Origin of the sequence: Ruminiclostridium josui JCM 17888 (genome assembly GCF_000526495.1) — a bacterium.
GTDB classification, from domain to species: Bacteria; Bacillota; Clostridia; order Acetivibrionales; family DSM-1351; genus Ruminiclostridium; species Ruminiclostridium josui.
In genome coordinates, this window is sequence record NZ_JAGE01000001.1 from 1,951,512 (window position 1) to 1,974,913 (window position 23,402).

Sequence of the window (23,402 nt, forward strand, 5' to 3'; positions counted from 1 at the left end):
GCCATCAGCAGAACGAACCAAAGCTTTTATCTATTACATTAGATTCCGAAATCTAAAATCAGGGGGGTTACTGTTTGTATGGGGAAAACTAATACTGCTGTTTCAAAAGCGTTACCAAATAAAATCTCCAAAAAGGGATTTGGCTATTATTTAAACAGAGACAAATATTTGTATTTGCTGTTGGTGCTTCCGGTTGCATATTTTATATTGTTTAAATATGTACCCATGTATGGCATAGTTATAGCATTTAAAGAATACAACATATTTCAGGGTGTATTTGCAAGTCCTTGGATAGGGTTGGATGCCTTTAGGGAAGTTTTCAGATCCGATGATTTTTACAGAGCACTTAAAAATACATTTCTGCTTAATGGATTTGATATGATATTCGGATTCCCGGCTCCAATAATACTGGCAATTATTATTAATGAGGTAAAATCCGTAAGGTATAAAAGGATTTCTCAGACAATGCTCTATCTTCCTCACTTCCTGTCTTGGGTTATTATAGGAGGAATAGCACTTCAGATATTTGCACCAAATTTCGGTATGATTGATACCATTATTAAGTCAATGGGATTCAAAACAATACCTTTCCTTACTGAAAAATGGCATTGGTTAGCAACATATACAGGTATTGGTATTTGGCAGAGTGCAGGTTGGGGCATGATTATATATCTCGCAGCTATAACCGGAATACCTTCAGAGTTATACGAAGCGGCAGATGTTGACGGTGCAGGAAGACTCAGAAAAATATGGAGCATAACATTACCGGCAATTAAGCCTACAATAATTATCCTTTTCATATTGAATATTGGTAAGATTTCCATGATAGGTTTTGACCGTCCATATATTCTCGGAAACCAGCAGGTAAAAGACTTTTCAGATGTTATCAGTACGTATGTATACAGGGTGGGCTTGCAGTCCTCCAGATATAACATAGCAACTGCTGTAGGATTGTTCCAGTCGGTTGTAGGATTGGTATTCCTGTCTGTAACTAACTGGATAGCAAATAAGAGCGGCGAGCAAGGTATTTGGTAAAAGAAAGGTGGTATAGAAAATGGCTTATAAAACCAGTGATAAGGTTTTTGATGTATTTATAAACGTAATAACTTTGATTTGCGTAATACTTTGTTTGTTTCCGGTGTTAAATGTTGTTGCAGTTTCATTAAGTTCTAATTCGGCAATACTGGCATCAAAAGTATTTGTTTGGCCTGTTGGTTTAAACTTTGAATCCTATAAAGCTATTGTGAAAGATTCTACAATGATTTGGTCACTAGTGTATACGGTTATTATTACTCTTGCCTACACTGTAATAGGTATGTTCCTTACAATTTGTGCAGCGTATCCTCTTACAAAGAAAAGGCTAAAAGGAAGAAATGCCATAATGCTGATGATTATATTTACAATGTATTTCAGCGGGGGACTTATACCAGACTATATGCTGGTAAAGAATCTGCACATGCTTGACAGCTCCTGGAGCTTGATTTTGCCAGGCGTATTAAGTGCATTTAACCTTATAGTTTTAAAAACATTTTTCACTACTTTACCTGAGAGTCTTGAGGAATCCGCAATCCTTGACGGATGCAACGATATAGGTGTTCTTTTTAAAATAGTACTTCCGTTATCTAAGCCTGTACTTGCTACATTGAGTTTATTTTATGCAGTTGGAAAATGGAACAGCTTTATGGATGCTCTCTTTTATATTACAGATACTAAACTATATCCATTGCAATTAAAGCTATACCAGATAATTGTTAACAGCCAGACCGTAGATGCTTCTATAGGAGATGGGAATATATCGCAGAACCTTCTGCCTGAGAGCCTTAAGGCAGCCTGTGTAGTATTTGCAACGTTACCAATAGTTCTTGTATATCCAAAGCTTCAAAAATACTTTGTCAGCGGAATAATGATAGGTGCTGTAAAAGGTTGATATAAAATCTTCGGATAATCTGAAGATTTATATATAAAAATAAAGTAATGGAGGAGATATTAATGAAAAAACTAAGTACCAGAATTGCAAGCTTAGCATTATTGACATCTATGAGCATTACTCTATTTGCAGGCTGCGGTTCAAATGGCGGAACAGATGCAGATAGTTCAAAGAGTGCTTCATCATCCAGTGCGGCAAAATCAGGTCCTGCAGTAGAATTAACTGTAGAAGTTTTCGACAGAGCTACACCAGGGTATAAGGCAGATGATAATTTCCAGACAAGATGGATACAAGAGAACTTCGGTAAGCCAAATAACATAAATGTAAAGTTTATACCTGTTTTAAGACAACAGGAAGTTGAAAAACTTAACGTTCTTATGGCATCAAACCAAGCTCCTGATATCAGTTTTACTTACAATGATGGTATTATATACAATTATGTTAAGAGTGGCGGACTTACTGATTTAGGAGACCTTTTAAAGAAACATGCTCCAAATCTTACAAGTTATCTTGGTGAAACTTTACTTGATTATGGCAAATTTGATGGAAAACAACTTGCAATTCCAGCAAAGAGAGTTATAGAAGGTTGTTTCTCAGCATATATACGTAAAGACTGGCTGGATGCAGTTGGAATGTCAGTTCCTACTACCACAGACGAGTGGTATCAGGTAATGAAGGCGTTTAAGGAAAAGGATCCAGGAAAACTAGGTGACAAGAACTATCCTTTCAGTACATTTGTTGATCCAAACAACATTAACTGGACTACTTCAATGTTGTTAGAATCCTTTAAAAAACCTATTTCAGAAGAAGAAAGAATGACATTGCCAAACTGGGTAATTCCAGGATTTAAAGATGGTATGAGATTCTTGAACAAGTTATACAACGAAGGTATATTGAATCCACAGTTTGCACTTGATAAAGATGGTAAACAATATGAAAAAGACGTATCACAGGGAAGAATTGGGTTCATGATACATAATTATGACTTTCCGATTAGAGTTACTCCTGGTTTATTATCTGAGTTGAAAAAGCAGGTTCCAGGAGCAGATATGATTCCATGTGATCCATTCACAAACTCAGAAGGTAAACATCCAAAAATGAAATATAATCCTAACGGATTGTATATTATAATTCCAAAAGCAAGTGAACATGCAGAAGAGGCAATTAAGTACCTTGAATGGCAGTCAAAACCTGAAGTAATCAAGTTCCTACAAAACGGTATTAAGGGCGACCAGTACACCGACGAAATCGATGGTATTCCAGCTAACTTTATTCCGAATGATCAGCTTCCTGATGACAAGAAAGCTAACTACAATGACTTGGCTCTGATTGTTAACGGTAAAGAATTTGGAGATCCTGTAAAGAACATTCAGGCTGCTTCTTTCGGATATCCTGGATTTGAAGATACATTCAAGAAGGCATATGAAATTTCACTTACAGATGCAGGTTATATGCCACATTTTGATACTGTTATTGAATCCCAGGCAAAATACCAGAAGGCCCTCTCTGATAAGGAATCAGAAATATTTGTTAAGAGTATTACATGTAAACCAGCTGATTTTGACAAGACATACGATAAACTCGTTGATGAGTACATGAAATCAGGCGGACAGGAAATTGTTGATGAGAAATTAGCAGCATTGAAGAAGAAAAAGTAAGGAATTAATAACATAATAAAAAACCCACTTGGATTTGGTTTCAAGTGGGTTTTTATTATGCTTTTTGCAGCACATTTGTAATGGAAGTAACAATAGTTTTGACTATAGTAGTTGCAACTATGGATATATATGCTATGATAAGAATAAAATGTGATAAGGTAAATTGTAAAAGCACTTTGTCGAATAAAACCAATTGGCTTTTTGTTTATTATGTTGTAAAATGAAAGAAAAGGACGATTAATGACATGAGATACGAATTTTATTATCCTCAAGGCAAAAAAAAAGCATTAACATTTAGTTATGATGATGGTCAGATACACGACCGACGACTTGTAGAAATATTTAACAAGTACAATATGAAAGGAACTTTTCATATAAATTCGGGAACAATAGGTGTGGATGGGTTTATTACAAAAGAAGAGATTGGAAGTTTGTATAAGGGACAAGAAGTATCCTGCCACAGCGTAACCCACCCTTACCTTACAAAATTACCTAAGGAACAGCTTGTGGAAGAGATAAGAGAAGACAAGAGGTGGTTGGAAAAGGAAGTAGGTTATCCTGTGAGAGGGATGTCATATCCATTTGGAGAATATGATTCAAATGTAGTGAATACTCTGGATGCATTAGGAATTGAATATTCACGTACAGTCAATTCAACAGGTGGTTTTTTCATGCCATCAAATTTTTTGGAATGGCACCCTACATGTCATCATAATAGTGATATAAAGGATAAACTTATGGAATTCAAAAATCCTGCACCTTGGCTAAAGCTGCCATTATTCTATATATGGGGACATAGCTTTGAGTTCCATCGGGAAAATAACTGGGAAGTTATTGAGGATTTCTGTAGGGAGGCCGCAGATGATCCAACAGTATGGTATGCCACCAATATAGAAATAAAAGATTATATATGCGCTCTAAAGGGACTAGTATTCAGTGTAGATCAAACAATAGTATATAATCCCAGTGCTGTTTCAGTATGGCTTTCTAGAGACGGCGAGAGTGCAGTTGAACTAAAAGCAGGTCAAAGCCTAACATTCTGTTAATATATTTGAGAGGATAGTGAATTTACCATTTAAATTGCCTAAATAATTATATAAGGAAGGTTGCATTAAATGTTGAAAGTACTTCTTGTAGATGATGAACCATATGTTCTTGAGGGGCTGAAAGTTATGCTGGATTGGGAAGCACATGGCTTTAGAATTTGCGGTGAAGCATCAAATGGTGAGGATGCACTGGAAATTGTGAGAGTATGCAACCCTGATCTTATAATTACTGATATAAGCATGCCTGGTATAGATGGTCTGGAGTTAATTAGACTGTCCACTCAAAAACTCAAATCCACTGCAAAGTTTGTTATACTCAGCGGCTATGATGATTTTTCATATGCAAAACAAGCCATGCTGTACAATGCAAGCAACTACTTGCTCAAACCATTGGATGATGTTGAACTGGATAGTGTTGTTAAGAAACTGGCGGAACAAATCAGACAGGAACGGAAGAAAACCGAAAATGTAAACAAACAGCTTTCCTTCATTGCAAATCAGAGCATTATGAGATTGATAAACGGGGACAATAAACCGTCTATTGTAGGCAGGGTAGGTATGCTTCTGAATATTGCGGAGGATGAGGAGATCCGGTGTATTCTTTTTGAGATTGATTCAGCTGACAGCTGGACTCATGGAGAAGAAAAAAGCGGACTGAATATAAATAGAATGCAAGCGGAAAGGGTCATAGAGAATGCTCTTGGTTCAGATTTTCAGTTTCGTGTTTTTGAAGATGGAAAAGGAAGAATTGGCATAATTGCCAGTGAAAAAATGCCATTCTTCAGTTCTCTTGAGGAGTTGGCTCAAAGCTTACTTTTACAATTAAATCAAATATTTGGAGATGTAGTTTACGCCTCCATAAGTGACTCCGAAAAGGGCCTATCATTCATAAGTAAGGTATATAGACAGGCTCTTTTTGCCATTGGCTTTAAATTCTATTCCCCTGATAAAAGTTTCATAAATTATGAAAATGTTAAGGGGCTAAATATTAATTTTGAAATGTGCATTGAAGACTATAATACATTATTAGACCTGATAAGATCCAACCGTGCAGAAGATATTGAGCCGATTGTATGCAGACTTTTTGAGAATTTTTCAGAAAATCACAGTGCACCTCAGATAATCATTTCATATCTTATGAGCTTCCAGATGGAGCTGGTAAAGGTTATAATGGAAATAGGCGGGGACTTGAAGGAATTTCTGACTCTTGCGTTGGAGTTTCAGAAAACAGCAGAACACATGAATATGTCAGAACTTAGGAGCGAATTTCTGAAACAGTGCTTGAGTGCGGCTTCACATATAAACGGATTTAAACAGGGGAACCCTCAGTACATTATAAGTGAGGTAAAAAACTATATTAAACAGAATTATTGTAAAGACATTAAACTAAAAGAGGTAGCACGGCATTTTTACATGAATTCTGTGTATCTAGGGCAACTATTTAAAAAGTTTTCCAGTATGCAGTTTAATGATTACCTAAACACTGTACGTATAGAAGAAGCCAAAAAACTTCTTCAGAGAACTGATATGAAAGTTAGTGAGATTTCAAGTGCTGTTGGGTACAATGATCCTAAATATTTTTTAAGCAAATTTAAAGCCATTACAAATCTGCCCCCATCAGCATTTAAAACAGGGAAAACTACTTAATTCGGAGATGAATCTACCATGAAATTTAGGCCGAGAATTTTAAGCAGGGTTAATGATATTCCGCTAAACATTAAATTTCTTATAATATACGTAGTTTGTATATTAACACCTATAATATTAATCAATGCAGCATTTCTCGATAAGTTTTATAAGGTAGTAACTCAGAGAGAAGAAAATAACTATCGAATATCAATGGAAAGGGCAAAAAACGATATCAATACCTTGATAGAGGGAGGTATTGCCGTTAGCCATTCCATATCTACTGATGAAATTATATACAATTTATTGGACGCCAGATACGAAGATGTAAGTGATTATTATGATGTTTATAACAGCACTTTAAGAAATAGATTATCAATCTACACTGTAGCATATAACTATATCACAAACATAAGCTTATATATAGATAACCCCAGTATAAGAACAGGTGGAACATATTACCGTATAGACAATAGTGTTAAAAGTACCCCTTGGTATAAGGATTTATCCGAATCAAATGAACAGGTTCTTATCAGAACATATCTGGGAAGTACAAGTAGTGCTCCCGTTAGGCAGATACAGTATTTAAGTATACTGAGAAGTTCCCACAACAACTCTTCTTTAGGCAGCCGTGAAAAAATACTAAAAGTTGATATAAGTCTGGATAAAGTATTTACTATTTTTAATCGTGAAAGGGATTATCTGAGTTTATACTTGGTTGATCCTAATAATACAATAGTATCTTCAACTGCAGGAGGAAGCGGGAAAAGTAATATTGATAGACTGGAGAAATTTAATAACAGTTCCCTCGGTCAGGAAAATATGATTCTTGAAGCATATCTTGGGAATTTATCATATTTTAAAGGCTGGAAACTTATAGGGGTCACCAACAGAGAGCGCATATCTGAATCTGTGGGGGATACCCTAAGTTTTGTATTAATTTTTGCATTTATAAGTATTCTTATCTCATCGCTGCTCATGTTTGTTATTGTAAGGTCATATAATTACAGACTGAAAAAATTATCCAAGCATATGCTTAAATTTAGAGATGGGAAGTTTGAACTGGTAAATATAAACGAAGGTGAAGATGAAATTGGGGGAGTTATCAGAAACTTCAACCTAATGGCAGCAAGAATAAATACACTTATAAATGATGTCTATAAGTTGGAACTACAAAAAAAGAGTCTGGAATTGGAACAGGTTAGAGCAGAAATAAACTTTTTGCAAAGCCAGATGAATCCACATTTTCTATTTAATACTCTAAATGCAATATTGGTAGTTAGCGTAAAAAATAATTATACAGAAATTGTAGATGTAATAAAATACTTATCAAAAACCTTGAGGCGCTTATTAAGCTGGAAGGATGATCTGGTAACGATTGAAGAAGAACTATCATTTACTGAAATGTATTTAAAAATTGAAAAATTCCGTTTTTGTGACAAATTCCATTATGAGATTAATGTTGATGAAGCCCTACTTGATTCCAAAATACCTAAAATGAGCCTTCAGCCTTTAGTTGAAAATGCATGTAAGCATGGTATACAGGCAATAAAAGATGTTGGGGTAATAAATATTGATATATATACGTGTGATGCAGGACTTAGAGTAAGTGTCAGGGATAATGGTTCCGGAATGGACCAATACACATTGAGGGAGATAATTGATAATATTAAAAGTGAAGTCGAAGTTAGTACAAGCATTGGAATCAGAAATGTGTACAGACGGTTAAGACTTTATTATGGAGAAGATGTATCTTTCAATATTGAAAGCCGTATCAATGCAGGGACGACGATTTATTTTACAATACCTTTTGAAAAGCTATAGACCGTACAATGCAATATTTGGTATATATTTATAGAGGTTATCATGCAATTTTCAAGGAGGAGGCTTTTTGATGTTTAAGGTTTTACTTGTGGATGATGAGCCTATGGCACTTGAAGCATTAAAGATTGTGGCAGATTGGAAAGAGCTTGGGTTTACTATCTGTGGGGAAGGTAAAAATGGTGATGAAGCATTAAATAAAATTAAAGAAACTAAGCCTGATTTAGTGGTTACAGACATAAGAATGCCAGGAATGGATGGGCTGGAATTAATAAGAAATGTTAAAGAAAATGTAAATCAGGATACTATATTTATAATTGTAAGCGGATATGATGAATTTGAATACGCAAAAAAAGCTATGCAGTATGGAATCCGCTATTATGTTTTAAAGCCTGTCTTTAAAGATGAATTTTCGGAAGTTCTTGTAGAAATAGTGGACAAACTGGAAGAAAAATATCAACTCGGAAAAATGACCGCTAATAACGTACGTGCTGATATAGGGAATTTACTTGGGGAATTCCTTTTGGGGAATTTAGATGAAGACGAACTTAAGAGCAGAATGCCGATAGATATATGGAAAAATAATGCGAAATGGTTTTATGTTTGTTTAGGTACACCTCAGGCGTGGGAAACAGCGAATATAAAAAGCTATGACATTAGCGAGGACACCTTTGGAATACTAAATGAGCTAGTAAATACAGGTATTGAGGGTATATATATATATCCCATATTAACTAATACGGTACTAGAAGGGATTGTGGTCTGTACAATATCAGAAGTGCAAACAGATAAAATAATAGAAACATTAAAATCAAAAGTATCAAAGATTTTTGGGGAAGGCTGTTACCTAGGAGTAGGTAACACGGTAACTGAGCTTTCTGAACTTTCTGAATCCATGTCTCAAGCTCATAAGGCAATAAACTATAGATTTTTTAGTACCCCCGGCAGTACAATTTTCTATCAAAACATAAAGGATTTTTCATTAAACTACAGTTTTGAGGGAATATACAAAATCGAAGATATGTATAATGCTCTTGATAGTCTGGATGAAGAGAGAATTAAAAATGCAATTGAAGCAGTTTTTTCGGATTTCCGACGTGAATTTACAGCTCCCGAAATAATCAAAATGTATGTAGTTAACATCATATATAAAAGTATAGCTATAGTATCCAGCTTAGGTGGTAATACGGATCAGATACCACTGCTTGATTCAATTACAGGAATATTGGCAAAAAGCCTGATAATAGATGAAATGGAGAAGATGGCATATGAATACTGTAGCAAATTTGTTATATATGCTAAAAGCATAAAAAATAATACGAAAAATTCAGATATGAAACTAGTGGAGGAGTATATAAAGAATAACTATACAAGAAATCTGACAATCAGGGAGATTTCTAAGAAACTTTATATACACCCCAACTATCTTGGACACCAAATAAACAAGTGGTTTGGATGCAGTTTCAATGAGTATCTCCATGGTCTCAGAATGGAAGAGGCCAAGAACCTGCTAGAAAATACAAACCTAAAAGTGCATGAAATAGCTGAGAGAGTAGGATATAGTTCATACAGCAATTTTCTGGACCAGTTTGTAAAAAAGTTCTCTATAAAGCCCAGTGATTATAAAATTATGTTAAATAACAAGAACTAAAATTTTTAGGTAGTAAATCTTTATTTTTGCAAATTGAATTATACCTCTTAAAAACTGATAATAAAGATGTAGTATCTCTATCGTAGGAGACTATAAAAAATAAGGAGGAGAAAAAATGATGTTAAAAAAGAGAAATTGGCTAGTAGCACTATTAGCAGGGTTAATGTCAATTAGCTTTGTATTATCAGGTTGTGGCGGTTCTGATAGCAGCAGCTCTTCTACTTCAACTTCTGGCTCAGCAACAGCTACAGGTTCAGCAGCTGAAAAGCTTGATCCTATCGAGATAAGCTTCTTTATCACTGACCCTGGTCAAGCACCAACACCAGATAACAAAATTTACAAGAAAATTAAAGAAGAACTTGGAGTTAGCATTAACTGGGAATTCCTAGTAGGTGACAAAAACCAAAAAATTGGTGTTTTGATTGCCGGTGGAGAATATCCTGACGTTATAACCATGAGCTCAGATATAATTAGTAAGTTCGTGGGAGCAGGTGCTTTGGTTCCTTTAGAGGATATAATCGATAAGAGTGCTCCAAACCTCAAGAAACATTATGAACCATATAAGAACAAGGTTAAAGACGTTACAGACGGACATTTTTATGTAATGCCTGACTATGGTGTTTATTACAATGATTTTAGTATAAACGTTAACGAAGGTCCTGCTTTCTTTATACAAAAAGCAGTATTGAAAGATGCTGGATATCCAAAGGTAAAAACTCTTGACCAGTACTTCGATCTTATAGAAAAGTATAAAGCAAAGAATCCAACAATCGACGGACAACCAACAATTGGATTCGAAGTTCTTTCAGAAGGTTGGAGAGACTTCTGTCTAAAGAATCCACCTCAACATTTGATTGGTCATCCAAACGATGGTGGTGTTGTAGTTGATTCTGAAACTAACACTGCTGAATTCTTCTGGGATAAGGATTATGCAAAGAGATACTACAAGAAACTTAATGAAATAAATGCTAAGGGATTACTTGATCCTGAATCATTCACTATGAACTATGACCAATATATGGCTAAGCTTTCAAGCGGTAGAGTTCTTGGTATGTTCGATCAGCACTGGAACTTCAGCAATGCTGAATTGACATTAAAGACTCAGAAGAAAGATGAAAGAACATATGCTCCATTGCCATTGGTATTTGATGAAGGAATCCAGGATTACTACATGGATAGACCTGTTCTCAATGTTAATACAGGTTATGCTATTACAAAGAGTGCAAAAGATCCTGAGAGAATTATTAAATTCTTTGATGCATTACTTACAGAAAAATGGCAGAAGATTCTTGGTTGGGGAATTGAAGGAGAAGATTACATGGTTGACGATCAGGGTATGTACTACATGACTCCTGAACAACGTGTAAACTACAATGACCAGACTTGGAGACTTGGTAACATGGCTCATACACTCTGGTACTATGCTCCTAAGATGGAAGGTACATTTGAGGATGGAAATGCTACCAGCCCTGGAGGACAGCCAAAAGAATACTTCGATGCACTTAGTGATTATGATAAGGAATTCTTAAAAGCATATGGATATGACCAACAGTCTGATTTCTTCAGCCCAGCTCCAGAAAACAGAATTTCATATCCAGCATGGCAGATAGATCTTGTTGACGGATCACCTGCAAGCTTAGCTAACACAAAAGTTGGAGATATTGCAACTAAATATCTTCCAAAGGCAATACTTGCTAAACCAGATAAGTTTGACAGCGTATGGGAAGAATATGTAAATCAACTCCACAAAGAAGATATTCAAGCTTATATTGATAGAATTAATGAGCAACTCGCGTGGAGAGCTGAGAACTGGAAATAATAGATAGTTAAAGTCCATTGGAGCATATAAATTATGCTCCAATGGATATTTAAAAAATCCAATGACTTGATTTACTGGGAGGCAGTATGGCTAATAATGGAACAGCTTTAGCTGAAAATAAACTACAAAGCAAGAAATTAACGGGACATAAATTAACCTGGAACACAATTGTAAAGCAAAAGCAGCTTATATTTATGTCCGTACCTATGCTCATTTATATATTAATATTTTCATATGTACCAATTTGGGGCTGGCTCATGGCTTTCCAGAATTATAAACCGGCAAAAGGCTTTTTTGAACAAAAGTGGGTTGGGCTCCAAAACTTTAAATATCTCTTTAAAGATGAGAATTTTATCAGAGATTTTAGAAATACAATTTGTATGAGTTTTATAAACCTCATACTAAGTTATGTTACAGCAATAATACTTGCACTACTTCTAAATGAAATTAAAAATGTTTTCTTTAAGAGAACTGTTCAAACGGTATCTTATTTACCACACTTTTTATCTTGGGTAATTGTAACTGGGATTGTAGCTACTTCCCTTTCAACTGAGGGAGGTATTGTAAATATACTCTTTATGAAATTAGGTATAATTGATTCTCCAATCAATTGGCTAAGTGAAGGAAAGTATTTCTGGGGAATTGTAGGTGCCACCAACGTATGGAAAGAACTTGGATGGAATACTATAATTTACCTTGGAGCAATAACTGCCATCGACCCTGCTCTATATGAGGCTGCTGGCTTAGATGGAGCTGGAAGATTCAGAAAAATGTGGCATGTTACACTTCCGGGAATTAAAGCTACCTTTGTAGTACTTCTGATAATGTCTATAGGTCACGTTATGGAAGCTGGTTTCGAAATTCAGTACTTGTTAGGAAAGGGACCTGTTTTAGACTGGTCTGAAACTATAGATATTTATGTTATCAAGTATGGTATTAACCAATTCAATTATTCGCTTGCAACAGCCGCTGGTATATTTAAGAGTGTAATTGCAATTATTATGCTATTCATTGCCAATAATGTTGCTAAGAGATTAGGCGAAGAAAGGCTTATCTAAGGAGGTACTATGATTAATCGACGAAAACCCGTAAGGATAGGAGACGTTGTTTTTAACACATTTAATTTTTTCTTCATGGCTATACTTATGATTGTAACTCTCTATCCATTTTTAAATACACTTGCAATATCTTTTAATAGTGGTATTGATACTTTAAGAGGTGGAATATACCTTTGGCCTAGAGATTTTTCGCTACAGAATTATAGGGCTATATTCATTGGTGGTAATATATTTCATGCATTTTTGGTGTCAGTAGAAAGAACAGTGCTTTCTACTGTGACGAATTTATTCCTTACAACAATGCTTTCTTATACATTAAGCAGAAAGGAATACGTATTCAGAAAGCCAATAACATTAGTATTTGTATTAACAATGTATTTTAATGCAGGTATAATACCTAACTACTTCCTTATAAAGAATTTGCATTTGTTGAATAGCTTCTGGGTATATGTTCTTCCAACAATGATAGCAGCATTTAACATGATTGTTATTAGAACCTTTATTATAGGTATACCTGAAAGCTTTGTTGAATCTGCAAGAATCGACGGAGCAGGAGATTTCAGAATATTTATTCAAGTAATCTTTCCATTGTGTAAACCAGTACTGGCTACAATTGCATTGTTTGTTGCAGTTGGTGCGTGGAATACATGGTTTGATACATTCCTGTATTGTTCATCAAAGCAGAACCTTAGTACGTTGCAATATGAGTTGATGAAATTGCTGAGTTCAACACAGAACTTCAATTCAAATCCTGCTTTGGCAGCAGGTGTGGGTGCCAATTCGCAAACAGCAGACAGTATGGTTACGTCCTTGTCTATAAGAGCATCTATTACAATAGTAGCAGCTGTGCCGATAATTATTGTATACCCATTCCTGCAAAGATACTTCGTTGTAGGTTTGAATGTAGGTGGAGTTAAAGAATAATCCCATTTCCGTGAAGGAGAAGGAATAATGAGTGCAGCTAACAGCAAGTATAGCCATAGAGCAGCAACAAAGACCATCAAACTTTCTGGAGCAGACGGAAATGTTTTGAGAGATACAGAAGTTATTGTTGAACAGACCAATCATAAGTTCCTATTTGGTTGTTCACAATTTGATGCTATTCCTTATGTTAATAACATGTTTAAGGATGCAGAAAAAGAACGTGCTGAACAACGATTTGAGAAGTTTTTTGATTTGTTCAACTTCGCAACCATACCTTTTTATTGGGGCTTTTATGAACAAATAAAAGGGCAGCCTATGATAAATGAAACAAAGAAGGCAGCTCAATGGTTGGCTTCACATGGGCTTCTGCTAAAAGGACACCCCCTGTGCTGGCATACTATTACAGCACCATGGTTGCTAGATATGACAAATGAAGAAATACTTGCTGCTCAGATGAGTCGTATTAACCGTGATGTTTCAGAGTTTAGTGGCTTGATAGATATTTGGGATGCAATAAATGAAGTTGTTATAATGCCAGTTTTTGATAAGTATGATAACGGAATTACAAGGATTTGCAAGGAGCTTGGACGTATAAAGCTGGTTAGAAAGGTCTTTGAAGAAGCTAAAAAAGCAAATCTAGGTGCGATACTGTTGATTAACGACTTTAACACTTCTGAATCATATGCTATTTTGCTGGAAGGGCTTATTGAGGCCGGAGTACCTATTGATGCTATAGGAATACAATCTCATATGCATCAGGGTTACTGGGGAGTGGAAAAGACTTTGGAAGTACTTGAAAGGTTTTCCAGGTTTGGTATTCCCCTTCATTTTACAGAGAATACTTTGGTTTCAGGAAACTTGATACCGCCTGAAATTGAAGACCTGAATGACTATCAAGTAGAAGAATGGCCTTCAACACCTGAAGGTGAGGAAAGACAAGCCAGAGAAGTTGTATCTCATTACAAGACGCTTTTGGAAAACCCAAATGTTGAATCAATTACCTGGTGGGATTTTGCAGATGGAGCTTGGCTTGGAGCACCATCAGGATTAGTTACAGTTGATAACAGGGTTAAGCCTGCATATAATGAATTATACAACCTTGTAAAAGGTGAATGGTGGTTGAAACCGACCAAGTATATTACGGATGAAAACGGAGAAATTAAGGTTTCCGGATTCTTGGGTGATTACGAAGTTTCCTGCCATGGCAAAAAGATTGGCTTTACTATTGATAGCGCAAATGAGGCTGTCGAACTTAAAATTTAAGAGTAGTAGTGTAGCGTTATATAATATTACCGGACGATTGACCTTCTCAAACTTCGATTTAATCCGGTAATTTTTTTATTCTTTTTTTCATTATGGTTCAATAATTAAAACTTTGCACATACTAATTTTGTAAAGTTTATTAGACTGTTTACAGTTAATTAGGGTTATAATTTAATTAAAATATAAAAAGACTAAGGCTGTAAACCAAACCGTAAAGGATTGTGAAAAAATGATAATAAAAAAATATTTTGAGGACCCTAAAACATTGCATGTAGGGACCATGGACAAAAGAGCATATTATATACCTTATCCACCGGGGGATATGGATAACTGCAATGACAGAACAAAGTCAAAAAGATTTTATTCATTAAATGGAGAGTGGGATTTTCTTTATTTCAAAAGTGTATACAATATAAGGGATGAATTCTATTTGCCGGGGTATGACCGTTCAGGATCCACTAAGATACCTGTTCCTTCTGTATGGCAAAACCATGGTTATGACAGGCATCAATATACAAATATAAAGTATCCTTTTCCCTATGATCCCCCTTATGTTCCCGTAGAAAACCCATGCGGCGTATATGTCAGAGAGTTTAATGCAGACAGCAGTTGGATTGGAATGAAGAAATATATCAATTTTGAAGGTGTTGATTCATGCTTCTATTTATGGATTAATGGGAAATTCATTGGTTACAGTCAAGTTTCCCATTCAACCAGTGAATTTGATATAACTGACCATGTACATGAAGGAACTAATACTATAGCGGTTCTTGTACTTAAATGGTGTGATGGTAGTTACTTTGAGGATCAGGATAAATTCAGGACATCAGGTATATTTAGAGATGTATATATTCTTCTTAGGCCTGAGAAACATATAAGGGATTTCTTTGTGAAAACTTCACTTTACGATAACTATAAAAAGGCTGAAATAACAGTAGACTTGGATTTTATAGGAAGTGTTTCCGACTTAGAATATAGGCTTGTTGATGTTAGTACTGGAAATATTGAAGCAAAGGGAAAAGTACAGGGAAATAGCTTGAGTATTAAAATAGATAATCCAAAATTGTGGAGTGCAGAAATCCCAAATCTGTATAATTTGGTGTTGGAATCTGCATATGAAGCTATTTCAGTGCAGGTAGGCATTCGTGAAATAAAAGTTGAGAATAGTATTGTTTACCTAAATGGTCAAAAAATAAAATTCAAAGGCGTAAATCGACATGACTCTGATCTGGTAAAAGGCCCGGCTGTAGAAATGCAAGATATGTTGCGAGATTTGACTTTGATGAAGCAGCACAATATAAATGCTATTCGTACAAGTCACTATCCAAATTCTCCTGTATTTACTGAGCTTTGCGATAAATACGGATTCTATGTGATTGCCGAGGCTGATATTGAATCTCATGGTACAACTACACTTTTTGGAGGCTGGCAAGATGGAAAAGCATTCCCAATGCTGGCGCATGACCCCGAATATGAAGAGGCCATTATAGACCGGGTAAAGAGCTGTGTTATAAGGGATAAGAATCATCCTTGTGTTGTTATATGGTCCCTTGGAAACGAATCCGGATATGGCCGAAACTTTGAGAATGCATTAAAGTGGCTAAAAGGTTATGATACCAGCAGACTCACTCATTATGAAAGTGCTTTGTATCCGCCGGAGGGCTATCATGCTGATTTCAGTGGTTTGGATTTATATAGTCGAATGTATGCCTCAGTTGAAGACATAATTGAATATTTTCAGAGAAATGTAACCAAACCTTTTATTTTGTGTGAATATTCTCATGCTATGGGTAATGGTCCTGGAGATCTTGAGGAATATCATAACCAGATTCAAAAATACGATGGTTTATGCGGAGGATTTGTTTGGGAATGGTGTGATCATGCTATTTACATGGGAAAAACCCCAGATGGCAGGGAAAAGTATTTTTACGGTGGGGATTTCGGTGAATTTCCACATGACGGCAATTTTTGCATGGATGGATTGGTTTATCCTGATAGAAGGGTTCATACGGGACTGATGGAATATAAAAATGTACTGAGGCCTTTGAGATTGGTAAAGGAGAACCCTAAAGAAGGCAAATTTGTCTTTAAAAATATGCTTGATTTTATTAATTCAAAAGACTGCCTGTATATTTCCTATGAAGTAACCAAAAGCGGCGAGGTTATATTCAGAGGTATTATAGATGATCCGCATATTTTAGATATTCAGCCACATGAGGAAAAAGTCATAAGTTTGAGCCTTCCTGACGTAGATGAAGGTGATTGCTATATTAAATTTGATTATATTCAAAAAAATGATACACCTTTTGTTAAAAGAGGTTATCAACTTGGTTTTGACCAGATAAAGCTGGATGTTGACAAGGTAGGTCTACAGGAGGACAGAATCACGGCTATTCTGAAAGAATCAAATTCAGATGTTTCAGAATTATCCTTGGTAGAGTCGGATAGTAAGGTAGTTATAGTAGGAAAAAACTTTAGATACACCTTTAATAAAATGACAGGTGTATTTGATAAAATGGTATACGAAAATAATGTAATCCTTGATAAGCCAATGAATTATAATATATGGAGGGCACCTACCGACAATGACAGAAATGTGCGGCAAAAATGGGAAGAGGCAGGTTACGACAGGACTTATTCTCGAGTATATAATACTCAAGTATTCAAGGAAAGCGGCAATGTAAGGATAATAACGGAATTATCACTATTGGCAGTTCATATACAGAGAATACTGAGTATAAGTACAGAGTGGAATATAGCAGAGAATGGACTTGTATCAGTTAACATACAAGTGGAAAGAAATATGGAAATGCCGTTTCTGCCTCGATTTGGCCTGAGATTATTTCTGCCAGAGTATATCAGCAATGTTGAATATTTCGGATATGGCCCATATGAAAGCTATGCAGACAAGAGAAGGGCATCATATATGGGACGCTTTAAATCCAATGTGGGAAGTATGCATGAGGACTACTTGAAGCCACAGGAAAACGGAAGCCACTGGGGATGTCATTATGTAAAGCTGATGTCAAATTGTGGTCTCGGTTTGCTGATAACTGGTGATGAACCATTTAGTTTTAGTGCATCTTACTATACTCAAGAGGAACTTACAAGTAAGCTTCACAATTTTGAGTTGGAGAAGTGTGGAAACACTGTGCTTTGTATAGATTATGCTCAAAGTGGAATAGGCTCAAACAGCTGCGGGCCTGAGCTTATGGAGAAGTATCGTTTTAATGCTCAGAGATTTCATTACACTATGTTCATAAAGCCTTTTACAAAAAAAAGGGACTTAGTACCCCTTGTTGTAAAGAATGCCTTTAGAAAGTAAAATAGATATGAGCCGGGTTATGCAGGCCGGGTGATGGTATAATCAAATCCATACCCGGCTTGAAATATGTAAACAGCGGTTTTACTTGGAAAGGGTGCAAAAATGTATAACTTGCCAATATATAATTATTTAAGAAAATACGAAAAAGAAAATATAAATATATTTCATATGCCGGGGCACAAGCTGGCAAGGGGAATTCCACAAGAACTTGCCATGAATGTCCTTAAGCTTGACGTTACGGAGATTGATGGAACAGATAACCTTCATTATCCCGAGGGAATAATAAAAGAGGCTCAAGAGCTTGCGGCAATGGCATTTGGGGCGGATAGTACTTTTTTTCTTGTAAATGGCTCAACTTGCGGAATTCAAGCTGCAATTATGAGCGTTTGTACAAGAGGCCAAAAAGTAATAGTAGAAAGAGATTCGCATAAATCTGTAGTATCAGGGCTGATATTGTCCGGAGCAGAACCAATATTTATATATCCTCAATACAACTGCAAGTTTGGAATAAATGAAGGAATATCGGCAGAAAGTATTGAAAAAGCTCTTTGTATGTATCCAGATGCAGCCGCAGTGCTTATTACAAGGCCTAATTATTACGGTATATGCAGCGATATTGAAAGTATAGTTAAGGTTGTTCATTCTCACGGAAAACCTTTGATAGTGGATGAAGCTCACGGAGCGCATTTGGCATTTAGTCCTCTGCTGCCTCCTTCAGCAAACCAATACAAAGCAGACATTGTAATACAAAGTGCACATAAAACACTTCCTGCTGTTACTCAGGGGGCGTACATGCATATAAATGGCTCTCTTATTGACATTGAGAAAATAAGATTTAACTTAGCCATGCTCCAAACTTCAAGTCCTTCATATATTATAATGACGTATCTTGATATTGCAAGAGAGCTGATGCAAACAGAAGGAAAAGAAAGACTATCTCATTTGATTGAAGAAATCAATGCTTTTAAAAATAGACTCGCTGAATTACATGGGTTTAAGGTATTAGAAGATAACTATACGAATATTAATACAGTACTGGATACCACAAGGCTTGTGTTAAATACATCAGGACTTGGTATAAGTGGATATAAGGCTGAAGCAGAGCTAAGAGCAAAGTTATCCGTTCAGGTAGAAATGGCTGATTATGAAAACCTTGTTTTGATTACAACAATAGCGGATGAAAAGAGGAATTTAGACAGGCTATATGAAAGTTTGTCAAAGTTGAATCAAATACCTTTTAATGATGAGTGGGTAAGGCAGGCGGAAAAAGTACGTAGTTTGGCAAGACAAAAACCAGTTGATGCTTTATCGGCATTAAGTCCTTATGAAGCATATGCTGCACAAAAGGAGTCTAAGGAATTAAAAAACTGTATCGGAAGGATATGTGGGGGAGTGATAACTCCATATCCTCCAGGTATTCCAATTCTATATCCGGGAGAAATAATAGACAGTGAGAAAATAAGCTACATAGAATCCATTATTGAATTAGGTGGAAAGGTTAATGGCATTGGCAATAATATTAGTGTCCAAGTTGTAAAATAATGTGTTATAATTTTTGTATCAGACAAAAGAGAAAACAGTTGGAGGTAAAATAATGCGTAAAGGTTTGTTTATAACTGTTGAAGGAACTGATGGATCGGGAAAGACAACTCAGATTAAACTGATGGAAGAATTTCTAAAGTCTGCAGGAAATGAGGTTGTACTATCCAGAGAACCTGGGGGTACCCAAATCAGCGAGATGATCAGGGATTTGATACTAGATCCTAAAAATACCGATATTTCCCCTTTAACAGAGATGATGCTTTACGCTGCAGCCAGAGCCCAGCATGTTTTTCAGGTCATAAAGCCGGCTTTAGATAGCGGAAAATGTGTTATATGTGACAGGTTTGTAGATTCGAGCTTTGCATATCAGGGGTGTGGCAGAGGGGTTGACCTTAAAACAGTGGCGGATGTCAATAGAGCCGCAGTTGACGGTATAGTACCTGATATTACATTTTTTCTGGACATTGACCCGCATTTGGCAATCCAAAGAAGAATAAAAACCACGGGTGCAGATAGGATAGAACAGGAAAAAATGGATTTTCATACAAGAGTATATGAAGGTTACAGGAAAATGGCATTATTATATCCCGATAGGATTAAGACAATAGATGCTTCTAAATCAATAGAAGAAATATCTTCACAAATAAAGTTGTACCTTACGGAAATAATTTAAAAAATATAATATATTTAAGGAGGGATTTTGATGAAACTGGTGTTTGCTATTGTACATGATGAAGACGGCAACAGAGTAATGGATGAACTTAATAAGAGCGGTTTTAGTGTTACTAAAATGTGTTCTTCAGGAGGTTTTTTAAAGGCCGGAAATACCACTTTACTTGTAGGTGTAGATGAAGAAAAGCTAGATGAAGTAATTTCCATTATTGAAAAGAAGTCAAAAAGTAGAAAACAGGTTATAAATACGCCAGCCTCATCTGGAGGTATAAACGGAATGTTTATGCCATATCCCGTTGAAGTAACGGTAGGCGGAGCTACAATTTTTGTAGTTGATGTAGAGAAATTCCACAAGGTCTAAAATATGCTATAAGAAGGTGATTCCAATTCCCATCAAGATACAGGATTCGTCCGATAACCGTGCAAATATTTCAGCTTTGCCCGGCAGAGATGAAAGAGCCATAAGAAATGAGAGAGATACAACTTTTTCATATCAGCTAAGAAAACTTGAAACCAAGAATTATGAAGAAAGGGTTAAAGTACTTGCTGATAAAATAGAGAGCCAAGGTAAAAAACTTGGAAAAAAGACCGACATCAGGGAATTGAAGGTATACAAGCAGTTGATTTCTGAATTTCTTGATGAGGCGGTTTCACATTCACATCATTTTACGAAGAAAAACTTCCTTGACAGAAGGGGAAGACACAGGGTTTACGCGATTATAAAAAAAATTAATGAAGAACTTATTGAACTGACAAATGAAGTACTTAAATCACAAAAAGATAACATTAGCATACTAAAAAAACTTGATGATATCAGGGGATTAATACTTGACTTGTTATTGTGATGTTACGGAGGCAAAATGGTAGGGCACCAAAGAATACTATCCGCATTAAGAGCTGCAGTACAAAAAGATAATGTAAGTCATGCATATATATTTGAAGGTCCGGATGGAGTTGGAAAAAGAGATACTGCGCTGAAGTTTGCCTCTATGCTTATGTGCAGGGATGATAAATTCCCATGCGGGGAATGTAAATCATGCCAGTTGTACAAGGAAGCCTCAAATCCGGATTTTTATGAAATAATACAAAAAGATAAAAGCATCAGTGTCGAGGAGATAAGAACTATACTAAAGGGGCTTGTTATAAGGCCACTTTATTCTAAATACAAGGTAATTGTCATAAACGATGCTGATGCTATGACTATTCAAGCACAAAATGCACTGCTAAAATCTTTAGAGGAGCCGCCCCCCTATGTAGTATTTATATTAACGGTCCAATCTTCGGCGGCAGTAGCACAAACCATACGTTCCAGATGTCAGAGAATACTATTTAACAGATTGTCACATGAAGATGTTATGGAAATTCTTGAGTCAAACTATGGGCTTAGAAAACCTGACTGGGAATTTATTGTTTCATATGCTGACGGTGTGGCAGGTACGGCATTAGAGCTTGCAGAGTCGTCATATTACCTTCAATTAAGGGAGGAAGTGCTGGAGTTTACTTCAAAGCTTGTATCAGCAGAAGACGCTGACTTGTTTAAGTTTTATGAAACGTTTGAAAAAAATAATGATAGGGTAGACTATATACTGCATGTAATACTATTGTATTTCAGGGATTTACTAATTTACAAGGAGACTGGTGATACAAGTCTATTGATAAATTCAGATAAAAAAGATATGATTATTAAGAATGTGGGACTATCCTTTTCACATGTTTTAAAATGCATACAGGCAGTCTGGAATGCTCGTAGAGGCTTAGATAATAACGCCAACTTCCAGCTTGCCATAGAAGTTATGCTTATGAAAATTAAACAGGCAAATAATACGTAAAATTTATGTATTATAGAAAGGAATTTTATAGATGGTAAAGGTTGTAGGAGTTAGGTTTAAAAAAGCAGGAAAGATATACTATTTTGATCCCGGTGAATTAGTGATAGATTTAAACCAGAATGTCATAGTTGAAACTGCAAGGGGAATAGAATTCGGATTGGTTGTTGTTCCTAACAGAGAAGTGGAAGAGTCTGAGATAGTTGCTCCGCTTAAAAAGGTTATAAGAATAGCAACTGAAGAAGATAATGTTCATGCTCAGGAAAATGATAGAAAAGAAAAAGATGCATTCAATATATGCCTGCAAAAAATTAACGACCACAAATTAGAAATGAAGCTTATAGACGTAGAATATACCTTCGACAACAACAAGGTCTTGTTTTATTTTACAGCAGATGGAAGAGTTGATTTCAGAGAACTTGTGAAGGATTTGGCATCAGTTTTTAAAACCAGAATAGAGCTTCGCCAGATTGGCGTAAGAGACGAGTCGAAGATGATGGGTGGAATAGGAATATGCGGCAGAGTGCTCTGTTGTAATTCATTTTTAGGAGAATTCCAACCTGTTTCAATAAAAATGGCAAAAGAACAATCTCTGTCACTAAATCCTACCAAGATTTCAGGCACTTGCGGAAGACTTATGTGCTGTCTTAAATATGAGCAGGAAGCGTATGAAGATCTTCTGGCCAGAGTTCCCAAAGTTGGCGCAATAGTTGAGACACCTGAAGGACAGGGAACTGTTGTGGAGGTAATACTATTAAAGGAAATTCTTAAAGTAAAACTGGACATTGGTAATGAATCTGATTTGAGAGTGTATAATTTCAAGGATGGAGAAATTAGGGTAATAAAAGACGCGACAACCAGTGACGACAATGATTTAGACCTTGAAGCACTTAAACAACTTGAGGATTAAAAGAGATGGTAAAATAGTTTGTCAATCGGTATAATAGATGGTAAAATAGTAGCGAAAAGCAAATAGCAAGATATTTGTTTTCCTTAATATTTAGGAGGTGTTAAAAATGGCATATTCAATAACTGATGCTTGTATTAGCTGTGGGGCATGTGAATCAGAGTGTCCGGTATCATGCATAACTGCTGGAGATAGTATTTATGTAATTGATGAGGATACTTGTATAGAATGTGGAGCATGTGCAAACGTATGTCCTGTTGATGCTCCTCAACAGAAATAAGTCTTGGGTAATAAGGGTCAGATAAAGGGTCATCCTTTATTTGGCCCTTTTTTCAGG

At 35.9% G+C, this 23,402-nt stretch carries 19 protein-coding genes; all 19 read left to right on the forward strand.

The features are described 5' to 3' along the window. Window positions 1-78 precede the first annotated feature (78 nt). The 19 genes from K412_RS0109135 (at window position 79) to K412_RS0109230 (ending at window position 23,345) form a co-directional block, all read left to right on the forward strand. The gene (locus tag K412_RS0109135; RefSeq protein ID WP_024832823.1) at window positions 79-1,035 is read left to right on the forward strand and encodes an ABC transporter permease; all 957 of its coding nucleotides are present in this window, start codon (window positions 79-81) and stop codon (window positions 1,033-1,035) included. A 19-nt stretch (window positions 1,036-1,054) separates the two neighbouring features. Beyond that, a complete protein-coding gene (locus K412_RS0109140) occupies window positions 1,055-1,927 on the forward strand; it encodes a carbohydrate ABC transporter permease (protein WP_024832824.1) in 873 nt (290 codons plus the stop codon). Window positions 1,928-1,989: 62 nt separating this feature from the next. Continuing rightward, entirely contained in the window at window positions 1,990-3,585 is a 1,596-nt protein-coding gene (locus K412_RS0109145) for an extracellular solute-binding protein (RefSeq protein WP_024832825.1), read from the forward strand. Between the two features lie 245 nt (window positions 3,586-3,830). Continuing rightward, window positions 3,831-4,631, forward strand: a complete 801-nt coding sequence (locus tag K412_RS0109155) for a polysaccharide deacetylase family protein (protein WP_024832827.1) — start codon at window positions 3,831-3,833, stop codon at window positions 4,629-4,631. A 69-nt stretch (window positions 4,632-4,700) separates the two neighbouring features. Continuing rightward, window positions 4,701-6,278, forward strand: coding sequence for a response regulator transcription factor (locus tag K412_RS0109160; protein ID WP_024832828.1), 1,578 nt, complete (start codon window positions 4,701-4,703; stop codon window positions 6,276-6,278). Between the two features lie 18 nt (window positions 6,279-6,296). Continuing rightward, entirely contained in the window at window positions 6,297-8,081 is a 1,785-nt protein-coding gene (locus K412_RS0109165; protein WP_024832829.1) for a sensor histidine kinase, read from the forward strand. Between the two features lie 70 nt (window positions 8,082-8,151). Then, window positions 8,152-9,729, forward strand: coding sequence for a response regulator transcription factor (locus K412_RS0109170; protein WP_024832830.1), 1,578 nt, complete (start codon window positions 8,152-8,154; stop codon window positions 9,727-9,729). A gap of 115 nt (window positions 9,730-9,844) precedes the next feature. Next, the gene (locus K412_RS0109175; RefSeq protein WP_024832831.1) at window positions 9,845-11,548 is read left to right on the forward strand and encodes an ABC transporter substrate-binding protein; all 1,704 of its coding nucleotides are present in this window, start codon (window positions 9,845-9,847) and stop codon (window positions 11,546-11,548) included. An 86-nt stretch (window positions 11,549-11,634) separates the two neighbouring features. Then, window positions 11,635-12,606, forward strand: a complete 972-nt coding sequence (locus K412_RS0109180; protein ID WP_024832832.1) for an ABC transporter permease — start codon at window positions 11,635-11,637, stop codon at window positions 12,604-12,606. Window positions 12,607-12,615: 9 nt separating this feature from the next. Then, on the forward strand, window positions 12,616-13,530 hold the full coding sequence (locus K412_RS0109185; protein ID WP_024832833.1) for a carbohydrate ABC transporter permease: 915 nt from the start codon (window positions 12,616-12,618) through the stop codon (window positions 13,528-13,530). Window positions 13,531-13,557: 27 nt separating this feature from the next. After that, window positions 13,558-14,793 (forward strand): endo-1,4-beta-xylanase, encoded by a 1,236-nt coding sequence (locus K412_RS0109190; protein ID WP_024832834.1) that lies wholly within the window; start codon window positions 13,558-13,560, stop codon window positions 14,791-14,793. Between the two features lie 229 nt (window positions 14,794-15,022). Beyond that, window positions 15,023-18,118, forward strand: coding sequence for a glycoside hydrolase family 2 TIM barrel-domain containing protein (locus K412_RS0109195; RefSeq protein ID WP_024832835.1), 3,096 nt, complete (start codon window positions 15,023-15,025; stop codon window positions 18,116-18,118). Between the two features lie 102 nt (window positions 18,119-18,220). After that, window positions 18,221-19,660 carry an aminotransferase class I/II-fold pyridoxal phosphate-dependent enzyme gene (locus K412_RS0109200; RefSeq protein ID WP_024832836.1) on the forward strand — a complete coding sequence of 480 codons (1,440 nt, stop codon included), beginning with the start codon at window positions 18,221-18,223 and terminating at the stop codon, window positions 19,658-19,660. A gap of 52 nt (window positions 19,661-19,712) precedes the next feature. Next, complete coding sequence (gene tmk / locus K412_RS0109205; RefSeq protein WP_024832837.1) at window positions 19,713-20,333, forward strand: dTMP kinase; 621 nt, start codon at window positions 19,713-19,715, stop codon at window positions 20,331-20,333. 30 nt (window positions 20,334-20,363) lie between these two features. Beyond that, window positions 20,364-20,693, forward strand: coding sequence for a cyclic-di-AMP receptor (locus tag K412_RS0109210; RefSeq protein WP_024832838.1), 330 nt, complete (start codon window positions 20,364-20,366; stop codon window positions 20,691-20,693). 16 nt (window positions 20,694-20,709) lie between these two features. Beyond that, window positions 20,710-21,177 carry a YaaR family protein gene (locus tag K412_RS0109215; RefSeq protein ID WP_034847378.1) on the forward strand — a complete coding sequence of 156 codons (468 nt, stop codon included), beginning with the start codon at window positions 20,710-20,712 and terminating at the stop codon, window positions 21,175-21,177. 15 nt (window positions 21,178-21,192) lie between these two features. Further along, window positions 21,193-22,161, forward strand: coding sequence for a DNA polymerase III subunit delta' (gene holB / locus K412_RS0109220; RefSeq protein WP_024832840.1), 969 nt, complete (start codon window positions 21,193-21,195; stop codon window positions 22,159-22,161). Window positions 22,162-22,192: 31 nt separating this feature from the next. Continuing rightward, window positions 22,193-23,068 (forward strand): PSP1 domain-containing protein, encoded by an 876-nt coding sequence (locus K412_RS0109225; RefSeq protein ID WP_024832841.1) that lies wholly within the window; start codon window positions 22,193-22,195, stop codon window positions 23,066-23,068. Between the two features lie 106 nt (window positions 23,069-23,174). Beyond that, a complete protein-coding gene (locus tag K412_RS0109230) occupies window positions 23,175-23,345 on the forward strand; it encodes a DUF362 domain-containing protein (RefSeq protein ID WP_024832842.1) in 171 nt (56 codons plus the stop codon). The last annotated feature ends 57 nt before the right edge of the window (window positions 23,346-23,402 follow it).